Annotated in this window: 8 protein-coding genes; 6 read left to right on the top strand and 2 right to left on the bottom strand. The window is 46.8% G+C overall.

Going from position 1 to position 12,405, the window contains the following annotated elements:
* Window positions 1–51 precede the first annotated feature (51 nt).
* A complete protein-coding gene (locus tag QTO06_RS16040) occupies window positions 52–2,154 on the bottom strand; it encodes an alpha-galactosidase (RefSeq protein WP_331408889.1) in 2,103 nt (700 codons plus the stop codon).
* A gap of 232 nt (window positions 2,155–2,386) precedes the next feature.
* Here QTO06_RS16040 and QTO06_RS16035 point away from each other — a divergent pair, with 232 nt between their 5' ends.
* On the top strand, window positions 2,387–3,448 hold the full coding sequence (locus tag QTO06_RS16035; RefSeq protein ID WP_331408888.1) for a LacI family DNA-binding transcriptional regulator: 1,062 nt from the start codon (window positions 2,387–2,389) through the stop codon (window positions 3,446–3,448).
* Here the strand turns inward: QTO06_RS16035 and QTO06_RS16030 are convergent.
* Window positions 3,445–4,905 carry a DUF2867 domain-containing protein gene (locus QTO06_RS16030; RefSeq protein ID WP_331408886.1) on the bottom strand — a complete coding sequence of 487 codons (1,461 nt, stop codon included), beginning with the start codon at window positions 4,903–4,905 and terminating at the stop codon, window positions 3,445–3,447. The genes QTO06_RS16035 and QTO06_RS16030 overlap by 4 nt on opposite strands.
* 95 nt (window positions 4,906–5,000) lie before the next feature.
* On the opposite strand from QTO06_RS16030, the gene QTO06_RS16025 reads away from it, so the two are divergent.
* From QTO06_RS16025 to nhaA, 5 genes are all read left to right on the top strand, one after another.
* Complete coding sequence (locus QTO06_RS16025) at window positions 5,001–6,377, top strand: MATE family efflux transporter (protein WP_331408885.1); 1,377 nt, start codon at window positions 5,001–5,003, stop codon at window positions 6,375–6,377.
* A 129-nt stretch (window positions 6,378–6,506) separates the two neighbouring features.
* Entirely contained in the window at window positions 6,507–7,178 is a 672-nt protein-coding gene (locus tag QTO06_RS16020; RefSeq protein ID WP_005428554.1) for an ABC transporter ATP-binding protein, read from the top strand.
* Window positions 7,159–9,612: an ABC transporter permease gene (locus QTO06_RS16015; protein WP_331408884.1), complete on the top strand. Its 2,454-nt coding sequence runs from the start codon at window positions 7,159–7,161 to the stop codon at window positions 9,610–9,612. The genes QTO06_RS16020 and QTO06_RS16015 overlap by 20 nt, the downstream gene beginning before the upstream one ends.
* Entirely contained in the window at window positions 9,612–10,736 is a 1,125-nt protein-coding gene (locus QTO06_RS16010) for a lipocalin-like domain-containing protein (RefSeq protein ID WP_331408883.1), read from the top strand. Before QTO06_RS16015 ends, QTO06_RS16010 begins: the two co-directional genes overlap by 1 nt.
* Window positions 10,737–11,065: 329 nt before the next feature.
* On the top strand, window positions 11,066–12,238 hold the full coding sequence (gene nhaA, locus QTO06_RS16005; protein WP_331408882.1) for a Na+/H+ antiporter NhaA: 1,173 nt from the start codon (window positions 11,066–11,068) through the stop codon (window positions 12,236–12,238).
* The last annotated feature ends 167 nt before the right edge of the window (window positions 12,239–12,405 follow it).

Genomic DNA, 12,405 nt, shown 5'->3' with positions numbered 1-12,405 from the left:
CAGGAACAACGCGAAGTTGAAACCCGGTCGCTAGAGGGCACAGATAGAGGTTTAAATTTTCTTAAGGTGTACAATCAGTGCCGATTCAGGGTCGAGAATCGGAAGCGTCAACCCAATTTCCTTTAAGTTATCGCCACTTAACGTCAGGGTTTTGTCTAGCCATTGCGGACGTTGCTTCATCAACTGGAAGCTGGTTTTTGGCATTTCAACAATCTTGACTTCGTAACGGGCGTTTTCATCCGCACAGCTAACGCGAAGTGGAGATGGCAGCGCATGATTTGGCATTGCCAGCTGACACACCGTAATCAGCATTTCTTGTCCGTTCTCAACGCCATAGATGTTCTGGTTTTGATCGGCAGGATCGATGCGGAAAGTACGTCCTGAATGAAGCAAATCGCGATACTGTTTGTGCAATTGAATGTAATGAGCAAACGCTTGTTTTTCTTCCGCGCTTTCTTTTACTGGATCGAGCTCCACACCCATGTGACCACTTAACGCCGTCACGCCACGCATGTTGATCGCATGGCGACGATTGGTTGAGTGACACTCTGCTGGACCAATGTGAGCACCCATGACTTCAGGTGGGAAGAAGTAGCTCATACCACGTTGAATCGCTTGACGTTCCAGCGCATCGTTACAATCAGAAGCCCAGAAACGGTGAGTGCGTTTAAGGATTTCAAAATCAATACGACCACCACCCGAAGAGCAAGACTCAATTTCAACCGCAGGGTGCGCTGCTTGAAGCTCGTCCAGCAAGCGGTAAAGCGCTTTAGTTTGACCATGCACAGCAGGTTTACCTTGGTGCCCCGGTTGAACCAATTCACGGTTCATGTCCCATTTCAGATAGCCGATGTTGTAGCGAGTCAGTAAGTCGTTCAAACGCTCAAACAGGTAGTTGAAGCAATCTTGGTTTTGCAAATCCAACACGTATTGCCAACGACCAGAAGGCTGGTGGTAGCCTTGTAGACCCAATACCCAATCTGGGTGTTGTCGATAGAGGTTTGAGTCTTGGTTGACCATCTCTGGCTCTACCCAAAGACCAAACTCCATGCCTTTGTTGTTTACGTGCTCGATGACAGGCTCAAGACCATTTGGGTACTTTGTTTCATCCAAGTACCAGTCACCGAGTGCAGCGCGTTCGCCATCACGACCTATGAACCAACCATCATCAATGATGAAGCGCTCGACACCCATCTCAGCAGCTTCAGTTGCCATCTGCATGATGTATTCAGGTTTATGATCGAAGTAGATGCCTTCCCACGTGTTTAAATGAACAGGACGAGGCTTGTTGTTTGGAAATTGAATAATATTGGCACGAACGAACTCGTGGAATCGCTCTGATATTCCATTCAAACCCGAGTTACTGTATGTCGCGTAAAGCCATGGTGATTGGTAGGTTTCACCGCTTTGTAGGCGCTTTTCACCAGACAGCAGTAGTTCACCTGCTTGAACAAAACGGCGACCGTCACTACGAACATCGGCACGCAGTTGATGGTTACCACTCCAACCAAGGTGGAAGCCCCAAACTTGCCCCAATTGCTCACTAAAGCCATTGGTGCCCGTGAACAAACCTGGGAAGTTTTCGTGAGAGGTGCGACCGCGGCGGTTTTCTTGCATAAAGCCACCATGCTCAAAGCTCAAACGCTGAGTTTGAAACTCATGACACCAGCGTCCGTGGAACGTCATCAGCTCGTTTGCATGGTTAGGAAGTGGCAGAGTAGAGGAGAGCTTACCCAAGCAATACTCACCGGCAGTTGTGTTTGTTACGGTGATGCGTTTTTGTACCACATCACTGTTAAAGTCGAGTTGTAGCTCAATCAATAATTCAAGACCAGCAATGTCATCTTGCAGAGTAAATGTCGCGCTGTTGTCATAGTGCTCTATGGATGTGGTTGTGAACACGGGAGCCCAGTCTTCGCCATTGCGATGCCCTTCAATCCCAGGCGCATTAAAGTGACCACTACCAAGCTCAGGGCAAAGTGATAACGGTACGTCGACATCAAGACGAGCCTGCGAGATAGGACGCTCGGTTGAGAGCATTAAATCGGGATCGATTTGCGCGATCTTTGCTCCCCAATGAAGGATTTCAGGAACACGATCCACTTTAATGATCATGCTGTGATTCTTGGATTTTAAGTGAACAATTTTTTGCATGTTGTTTCTCTGTTTTCGCAAACATTTAATCTGCAAATAATCATGCGCTTATTTGGTTTTATTTCGATTAAATAGCCGTTTAAATGTGACTTTGAACAGGTTTTAGAACGTGGTTTTGTGTGCTAGATCTGCTGTTTTCGGGAACATTTTTTCATGTTTTTTACGACATTGTTCACGAGAACATTCGAATGAATTTGGTAGAGTGAACAGCAAATCAGAATAGGAGAACGCAGTGGCAGTTACGTTTAAAGATGTTGCACGGTTAGCTGGAGTATCGACGCAAACCGTGTCGCGCGTAACCAACGGCGCGGATAACGTCGCAGAAGAAACACGAAAGCGAGTCAACGACGCAATCAAAAAGCTTGGCTATGTGCCGAACAAAGGGGCACAAATGTTGAGCCGAGCGAAGTCGCGGATCATCGGTATTGTTTCTTTGGATATCTCACTGCACGGTGTGGCTCTTATTGCTAATGGTGTTCGCAACCAAGCGCATGAGATGGATTACGCGACGGCGCTGGCAGTGTTAGGTGACAACTCCGTTGAGGAATTCCGTAGTGCAATCCGAGAGCTCATTGCCCAGCAAGTTGATGCCATTATCATCAACGCCCCGGTAACCAGAGAGATGGCAGAAAACCTTGTGGAGCAGTTCAGTCAGCTCACGCTGGTTTTTATTGATGTACCCGAGGGGACGCCCGTCAATTCTCTCAGTTGTGATCATAAATCTGGGGCAAATTTGGCGATCTCTCATTTGATCGAACATAAGCGCGAATCCTTCGTGTGTATTTCTGGCCCCAAGGCATCTACGGCTTCTCAGATTCGTTACCAAGAATGGCAATCACAGATTCAGCAACATGAATTGGTGCAAGCGGCATACTATGAGGGAGATTGGCAAGCAGCCAGTGGCTACAACGCTATTAAAGACGCCGTGTTAAAAGGTGTGCCTTTTGATGCTGTATTGGTGGCGAATGATCAGATGGCGCTTGGCGTGTTATGCGCGCTTTCGGAGGCGGGTATTAATGTACCTAAAACCGTCTCTGTGGTTGGGTTCGATGGCATTCAAGACAGCCAGTTTTTCTCACCCCCTCTGACAACGATTAAGCAAGATTTCAATGAACTTGGACGTAGGGCGGTCAAGTTAGTACTGAGTCAGATGGAAAAAGGGCAAGGCGTTGTGTCAGAAGTATTGCCAATCAGCTTGGTTGAACGACAAAGCACATCAGCAAAGGCGGACACGCTTTATGACAAGCAAGAAATACTCGCTCATCTAGAAAATATCCGCCGATTATTGACTTAACCGTCAGGTTGGACTTTGCTTTGGCTTCCTAGCACTTCTGCTTCTTTGGCGATGGCTTTCACCATTCCTTTAAAGATAAATAGGTGTGCTGGCATCATCGCAAACCAATAAAGCAAACCGGGGAAGCCCTGCGGGTGCCACCATGCGGTGATATCAAACTCGCGCTCTTCGCCATCGTCTTTGATTGTAATTTCTAAACGACCAAGTCCCGGCCCTTTCATACCGAAAAACAGTGAGAGGAACTGGTTCTCTTCGCAGCGAATCACCTTCCATGAATCAATGAAATCACCCACCTTGAGCTCTGGCCCTGGTGGTGAAACTCGAATGGGTTTACCTCCACCAAAGAAGATATCAAGCCACTCTCGGGTGCGCCAAAGGATGTTGGCAAAGTAATAGCCTTTTTCGGGGCTCCCGATCTTTTGTGCGACCTTCCAAAGTGATTCTGCAGAAGCTTTTGTCTTAATGCTTGCTCCTGCCTGTTTTGGGTAATAGCCGTAGCCCGGTTGCCAACGTTTGAGTGCTGCTGGTTCAAACCCCCATACATTACTGCGCACAAAAGTTCCTTCCGTAGCGATGGTGTCCGCTACGGACTGCTCATAGCTGATTAGCTCTTGTGGAAATCGTTCGTGAATGGCTCTGGTATCGGCAATGTAATCGTGCTCCAAACCAGCAAGCAGCGCTTTACCAATACTTGCAGGAACTGATGTCACAATGGCTAACCAATACGATGCCATTTTAGGTGTCAGCAGTGGGGTTGACCAAAGTCGGTAAGGTTTTTTCGTGATTTTACAAATGACTTCAAATTGCTCGCGATAACTTAATGTGTCCAGCCCACCAACTTCATAGATCTCACTTTCTGTCGGTTTAGTTTCTGCCAGTTTAAGCAAGTAGTGATTGAGGTTGGGTAGGGCGATTGGGTTGGCTTTGGAATCGACCCACTTAGGTGCTATCAGAATTGGCAGGTTATAGACGAAGTCACGCATGATCTCGAATGCCGCAGATCCTGGCCCAATAATCACGCCTGCACGAAGCTCGGTAACAGGAACGCCAGCTTGACGAATGATCTTCCCCGTCGCTTTGCGTGCCGCTAAGTGTTGAGAGTTGCCGGTTTGGGGCTGAATTGCACTCAAGTAGATCACGTGTTCTACGCGACTTTTCTCAAGCGCATTTTTGAAGTTCTCTGCGAGGTTTAACTCGTATTCAACAAAGTCGTGACCTTGTGCCATACCGTGCACAAGGAAGAACACCAAATCAAAATCATTTACGACTTCGAGTGTCGCTTCTGCATCTGCGAGGTCTAAATAAGTGAGAGTGAGATTCTGGTGTGGTTGAGTTCGGGATTCTAAATAGTCAATATGACGCGCTGCTGCTGTGACAATGTAACCTTTGTCGAGCAGTTGTGGAAGAAGCTGTGAGCCAATGTATCCGGAAGCCCCAAGTACCAACACCTTTTTCATTCTGAGTCCTTTTTATTGCTGGTGGATTAGTCACCACTGGGTATAATCATGAGACACTTTTCTCGTTCTATCAATAAGTTGTCGTCGGAGCGTGCATGACTTTTTTTTCACAATTGATTACTCATGCTGATAAGTCGTTTTTACGTCGACTGTTTGCCATCGCATTACCTATTACTTTGCAGAGCATGATGTTCTCTAGTCGAAGCTTGGTGGACGTTTTGATGCTAGGCCAGTTGGGTGAAGCGGAAATTGCAGCGGTCGGCGTTGCTGCAAGAGCGACCTTTGTAACCACGATTATGCTCCTCGGTGTGACAACGGGTGGTGCGCTGCTAACGGCACAATATTGGGGAGCGGGCGATAAAGTCGGTGTTCGCCAAAGCACGTCATTGACTTGGATGATCTCCATGGTGTTCGCTGCTTTCACTGTCGTGTTGTTCGTACTTTTTCCTGAGCCAATTATGCGCCTAACGACGGATTCGGAAGAGGTGATTCGCCTTGGTGCTGATTATCTCGTTATTTCATCGGTTAGCATGTTTGCTGTTGCCTGTGTCGCAAGTATGGCTGTGGGTCTGCGTGCTATGCATCAACCGGGTCTAAGTACGTTTTTTAGCGGAATCGGCATTCTGTCTAATATCTTCCTTAACTGGGTGCTTATTTTTGGCCAATTCGGCTTTCCTGCTATGGGTATTAAAGGGGCTGCCATTGCAACCGTCATCAGTGGTGCTATTGAAGTAACCTGTTTATTCAGTTATCTGTGGTTTAAAAAGCACATCATTGCTTTTGGTTTGGACGACATTCGTGCCAGCTTAGTGTTGGATAAAATCACCCGTTTCTTAAAACTTTCCCTTCCGACAACATTTAATTTCCTAGCATGGGCGGGTGGCTTGTTTGCTTATCACGCGATTATGGGGCAAGCAGGCGTGCAAGGCTTAGCGGCATTGTCAGTAATGACGCCGGTAGAGTCGATTGCTCTTGCTATGATGATTGGTTCATCTAACGCTGCTGCGGTATTGGTGGGCAATCAATTAGGCGCCAAGAACTTTGGTCCGGTTTACTACCAAGCGTGGGCAACGGTGTTCCTGAATGTAGCCATCGCCATCGTTGTCGCTATTTTGCTTCTACTCTCCAACCAACTTATTCTCGATGCATTCAGCGCACTGACACCAGAAACTCGGCACCTTGCTGAGCAGTTTATGGTGATTCTGGCTATTGGTGTGATTCTGCGCTCCGTGCCTATGATGGCCATTGTTGGTGTGCTACGCGCAGGTGGGGATGTGAAGTTCTGTTTGTATCAGGATTTGATCGCACAATGGGTGATCAGTATCCCTCTCGCTGCCTTTGGTGCAATCTACCTTGGTTTTGAGCCGCAATGGGTTTATCTCCTGTTTTTGACCGAAGAAGTGGTGAAGTGGGGAACGTGTTTTCAACGTATGGCGAGTAAGAAATGGATGAAAAATTTGATCGAAGCTTGAGTGGTGTCTCGAGACAAGTTGCATTTGTACCCTGATAGTGTGATCAACTATTCAAAATACTTCCTACCAACAGCATTTTAGTGTAGATTCTGATTCCAATTTTTAAACACCATTTGAGCGGCAAAATCAATGTTAAAACTGTCAGACCTATGTAAAGGCTATGTAGACGGGGGAGAGTTTCATCCTGTACTACAAGGGGCAGAATTAACATTACAACAAGGTGAACAAGTCGCATTAATGGGTGAAAGTGGATCGGGGAAAAGTACGCTCCTTAACCTTATCGCAGGTCTTGATACTGCCGATTCGGGCGAGATCCAATACCCTAGCTTTGCAATGCACAGCGCACCTGAACATCTTAGAACACTCTACCGCCGCAACAACATTGGTAATATCTTCCAGCAGTTCAACCTGCTTCCTACCTTGAATATCGCTGACAACATCCGTTTCTGCCGTCAATTAAAAGGCTTACCAGAAGATAAAGGCTTGTGGCGTCAAATTCTTTCTGCTCTCGATCTTATGCCGCTTTTAGGTCGTTACCCTGAAGAAGTGTCTGGTGGTCAGCAACAACGTGCTGCGATTGCTCGTGCTTTGTATATGGAGCCGAAAATCCTGCTTGCCGATGAGCCGACAGGTAGCTTGGATGAGCGTAATGCTGAAGCGGTAATGCGTCTACTAACCAGCCTAGCACGTCAATTAGAGTGTACGCTGCTCTTGGTTACGCACAGTGAGAAAGTTGCAGAGCACATGGAAGGTAGAATTCGTCTTCAAGGAGGACAGCTGCATGTTATGGCCCGTAGTTAAGGCACTACTCGGTCATTACCGTCGCTATCCACTTCAAATTATTCTTGTTTGGCTTGGTTTAACCTTAGGTGTATCACTCCTTGTTGGTGTGACATCGATTAACCAACACGCAAAACAGAGCTACGAAACTGGTGAGAAACTTTTTTCAAACCCTTTGCCTTACCGTATTCGTACTAAGCATTCTGCTAACAAAATTCCTCAGGGCTTTTATATTCAATTGCGTCGCGCTGGTTTCAACCAATGTGCGCCTTTTGATATTCTTCATCTCGATACGAAAGCCGACTTAAGCCTGATGCTAGTAGGCGTTGATCCTGTAGCGCTGTTGCCGCTTCACCAAGGTAAATCACTTAAAGACCTTCCTATGTTGTCTTTAATGAAGCCTCCGTATCCTATCCTTGCTAGCCAAGATCTGGCTGCGCACATGCAATGGAATGATGGCGACTTTATTGAGCTCAATGATGGCAGTCGACTTGGACCGCTAAAAGTCGATACGGACAACTTACTCTCTGGCACTCGCCTCGTTACCGATATTTCTCTTCTTCGTATGCTTAAGCGCAGCTCCGGTTTGTCCGCTATTGCTTGTGGTGAAATGTCCGAAGAGAAAATGTTGGCACTAAAAAATATGCTGCCAAACGGTATGACACTGGTGCGTAACAGCCGCTCCGAATTAGAGTCACTGACAAAAGCATTCCATATGAACTTAACGGCGATGGGTATGTTGTCGTTCTTAGTTGGCTTATTCATCTTCTATCAAGCAATGTCGTTGTCTTTTATTCAACGTCAGCGCTTGGTTGGTATCCTCCGTCAAACGGGGGTGAATGGCATGCAATTGGCGCAAGCGCTCATGCTTGAACTGACCATCCTTGTTCTTGTTGCTTGGGCGTGTGGTAACTTCTTTGGTCTTATTTTGGCAAATGAGCTTATCCCTGCTGTCTCTTCAAGCTTGAGCGATCTTTATGACGCAAACGTCGGTTTGACGATTGGCTGGTCATGGAAGTCGAGCCTGTACAGTTTGGCAATGTCAGCGATGGGCGCTTTGATTTCGTGTCTGTGGCCGCTGATTCGCTTGTTAAAGTCACAACCGATTCGACTTTCTTCTCGGTTGTCTCTGATGCGTTTTGCTGGGCGAGAGTTCTCTTGGCAGGCTTTCGCGGCGTGTGCGTTCTGTGTAGCTGCAGTTGCCGTCTATCAAGCGCCAAAAACTCAAGAGTCGGGATTTGCGATTATCGCACTCATGCTGATCAGTGTGGCGTTGTTTATGCCGTTTTTGATGTGGCATATGTTCCAAAGCTTCTCTTACTCACTACGTTGGGTTCGTGTACGTTGGTTCTTTGCCGATGCTGCAGCAAGTATGAGTTATCGTGGTGTAGCAACCATGGCATTTATGCTCGCATTGGCTGCGAACATTGGTGTGGAAACCATGGTGGGCAGCTTCCGTGATACAACGGATAAGTGGCTGAGCCAACGCCTTGCGGCTGATATCTATATTTACCCAACTAATAACTCAGCAGCACGCATGAGTGCTTGGTTAAAAGAGCAACCCGAAGTGGATGCTGTTTGGTGGCGTTGGGAAAAAGATGTCCCTACTGAGCGCGGTGCATTACAAGTGGTGAGCACGGGTTCTTCAGAAGGAGAGTTGGGCTCTCTTACTGTGAAGCTTGGTGTGCCGAACTATTGGTATCACTTGCATCATTCGAAGAGCTTAATGGTGAGCGAATCCATGGCTTTGAAGCTCGATATTCGCCCGGGTGACTATATTGATCTTCAGCCTCCATTAGGTGGAGGGTGGCAAGTCGTTGGTGTGTATTACGACTACGGTAACCCGTACAACCAAGTTATGATGTCGCATCGTAATTGGCTGTACGCGTTTGCAGGCTCAGGTAATGTAGGGCTTGGCGTTTTGGTGAAGGACAACGTTAACGGAGAGGGCTTGAAGCGTCGTCTAGAAAACGTGTTCCGTTTGCCTCAGGACCGAGTGTTCGACAACAACAATATCTATAACCAAGCCATGCGCGTGTTTGATCATACTTTTGCTATTGCGGGAACGCTAGGTAACATCACTTTGATTATCGCCGTATTTGGATTGTTCTTCGCAACGCTAGCGGGCGAGTTTTCTCGTCAACGACATTTCTCATTGCTACGTTGTATGGGCGTTTCCGGTAAAGAATTGGTGATGTTAGGAGGCCTTCAGTTGTTTGCCTTCGGTATGATCTCCGCCATTATTGCTGTACCACTGGGTTTAGCACTGGCACATCTGATCGTTGATATCATTATTAAGCAATCATTCGGTTGGTCGCTGGAGCTGCAAACCATTCCTTGGGAGTACGCTCAAACTATCGCTTGGGCAATGCTGGCCATTATGATCGCTGGTGCGCTACCAGTGATTAGAATGATTAAGAGCACGCCAATGAAGTCATTGAGGGATGCGCTGTAGTGAAAAACATGAAACCCAAAAAGCGATTATCTCTCTCGGTATTGTTGTGTATCGTTGCAATCACGATGACTGGCGTAGCATTGTATTTGACACTTTGGGCGGAAGCGACCGCAACTGAGCAAGGTGAGATCAGCGATGTACTCAAACGTGAAAGTAAGACGGTTTTCGAACCAGTCCTACCTGATGAGCATGTATCGCTACCCGATGATTTCCGTTTTCACCCAGATTACCAGCATGAGTGGTGGAACTACTTTGCTAAGGTTCAGGACAAGCACGGCAAAGTGTACAACATTCAATGGAGCTATTTCCGCGTAGCGACAGACGAACGTGATACTCGAGGTTGGCAGAACCCACACTTATTTATTGCCCACATTGTGATTAGTAATGGCTCTCACGTATGGAAAGAGCAGCGCGTCGCCCGTGGTGGTATTGGCCAAGCTGGGATGACCAATCGTCCGTTCCGTTTGTGGATTGATAACTGGAATTGGCGAGCGTTGGGCTCTACTCCATTTCCGGGTAACCTAGACGTCGCGACCGACACGTTTGCGCTTGATTTGAACACCACAACCAATGGTCCATTTGTAGTAAATGGTGATCAGGGCTTCCAAGTTAAACACGCTCTTCAATCCATTGCTTCTTTCAGCCTCAGTGCGCCGTTCCTTAATGTAAAAGGTACACTGACCTTAAATGGTCATGAAATTCCTGTCTCTGGCTCTGGATGGACGCAGAAAGAGTGGGGAAGCGGTCTGATTGGTGAAGGGCAGCAAGGTTGGGATTGGTTTGTATTTAATCTTGATGATGGCCGTGCATTGACAGTAAGCCGCTATCGACACAATGGTCGGGTGCCACATCTATTTGGCACACTATCAACACGTTCTGGCAAGGTGATTAACCTTACCGAAAAAGATTTAACCATGACGCCACTACAGGTGACCAACTTGTCTAATGGACGACGTTTACCGCTGCAGTGGATCATTAATGTTCCCGAGCAGAAGATTAATTTGACGACGAGGATCATAAAATCGGACATGTGGCTGCCATTTGTGATTCCGTATTGGGAAGGCCCGATCCTCGCTTCGGGGTCCAATGAAGCCTGGGGATTTATGCAACTCACCGGTTACTAGGATACGAAAAAAGCCATCCAGAAGGGTGGCTTATTAGTTAATGAAACACGCAGTTTTCGACGCAAAACCGCACGTTAATCACGAAAATTCTTCAGATATTATACTAACTTAATAGTAGTCTATGTTAATAGATTGAGCTTATAAGGAGATAGGCAGATCTTGTAAATAATTATGTTCTTGTTGAAAAATACGATGTTTCGTAAATGAAACATCGGAAAAATCGAAGTTTAAACTCTAAACAAGCGATTATTCTAAAATTTTCAGCAGCTATACACTCTCATCATTCTTTGTTAATCGTTTATTAAGATAATAAATATAAGGGCGAAATCATGAACGATGTCATTCGTGACTTTTTCAAAATGGAATCCGCTGGTGGTATTCTTCTGGTAATTGCTGCGGCAATTGCGATGACCATTGCTAACACCCCACTTGGCGAAACTTATCAAGCTATGCTGCATACTTATGTATTTGGTATGTCAGTTTCTCACTGGATCAACGATGGCCTGATGGCTGTGTTCTTCCTACTAATCGGTCTTGAAGTAAAGCGCGAGCTACTTGAAGGCGCACTAAAATCGAAAGAAACCGCAATCTTCCCTGCTATTGCAGCGGTAGGCGGTATGTTGGCTCCGGCACTTGTTTATGTTGCATTTAACGCCGGAGACCCAGAGGCGATTTCTGGTTGGGCAATCCCAGCTGCAACAGACATTGCCTTCGCTCTAGGTATCATGGCGCTTCTTGGTAAGCGTGTGCCAATTAGCCTGAAGGTTTTCCTACTGGCATTGGCTATTATCGATGACCTTGGTGTTGTTGTTATCATCGCGTTGTTCTACACAGGCGATCTATCGACAATGGCATTGGTGGTTGGCTTTATCATGACGGGCGTGCTCTTTATGCTGAACGCGAAAAACGTCACCAAGTTAACTCCGTATATGATAGTTGGTGCGATCCTTTGGTTTGCCGTACTGAAATCTGGTGTGCACGCAACACTAGCAGGTGTAGTAATCGGTTTTGCTATCCCACTTAAAGGTAAGAAGGGCGAGCACTCTCCACTGAAACACATGGAGCACGCACTGCATCCATACGTAGCATTCGGTATCTTGCCTCTGTTTGCTTTTGCAAACGCTGGTATCTCACTAGAAGGCGTATCGATGTCCGGTCTGACTTCTATGCTGCCTCTGGGTATTGCACTGGGTCTGTTGGTTGGTAAGCCACTTGGTATCTTCACATTCTGCTGGGCTGCTGTGAAAATGGGTATTGCTAAGTTGCCAGAAGGCGTGAACTTCATGCATATCTTCGCTGTATCAGTGCTGTGTGGTATCGGCTTTACGATGTCGATCTTCATCTCATCACTGGCATTCGGTAACGTAAGTCCTGAGTTCGATACTTATGCTCGACTAGGTATCTTGATGGGCTCAACTACGGCAGCAGTGCTCGGTTATGCGCTATTGCACTTCTCTCTACCAAAGAAAGCGGCAGAAGAAGTAGCGGTAGAAAAAGCGTAAGAAAAGACGATTACATTTTAAAGCCTCCCATATCCTGTCTCTTGATCACAAGTCTAGTGATCAAGAGACATTGCGAGCTCGTAGCCTTCAAGGATGGTTTGCAGTTTAAACCATCCTTCCCAAAGTGCCTTTATTGAAGCTCTGCCCGTCCTCTTGGTATCTTTCCA

This window comes from Vibrio sp. M260121 (assembly GCF_036533715.1).
Lineage (GTDB): Bacteria > Pseudomonadota > Gammaproteobacteria > Enterobacterales > Vibrionaceae > Vibrio.
The sequence above is the reverse complement of the archived record's forward strand: the minus strand, read 5'-3'. Positions and strand labels throughout refer to the sequence as shown.

Bases quoted from the DNA above. Each gene is read 5' to 3' on its own strand.
- QTO06_RS16040 (WP_331408889.1), bottom strand. From the start codon at position 2,154: ATGCAAAAAATTGTTCACTTAAAATCCAAGAATCACAGCATGATCATT.
- QTO06_RS16030 (WP_331408886.1), bottom strand. From the start codon at position 4,905: ATGAAAAAGGTGTTGGTACTTGGGGCTTCCGGATACATTGGCTCACAG.
- QTO06_RS16025 (WP_331408885.1), top strand. From the start codon at position 5,001: ATGACTTTTTTTTCACAATTGATTACTCATGCTGATAAGTCGTTTTTA.
- QTO06_RS16020 (WP_005428554.1), top strand. From the start codon at position 6,507: ATGTTAAAACTGTCAGACCTATGTAAAGGCTATGTAGACGGGGGAGAG.
- QTO06_RS16015 (WP_331408884.1), top strand. From the start codon at position 7,159: ATGTTATGGCCCGTAGTTAAGGCACTACTCGGTCATTACCGTCGCTAT.
- nhaA (WP_331408882.1), top strand. From the start codon at position 11,066: ATGAACGATGTCATTCGTGACTTTTTCAAAATGGAATCCGCTGGTGGT.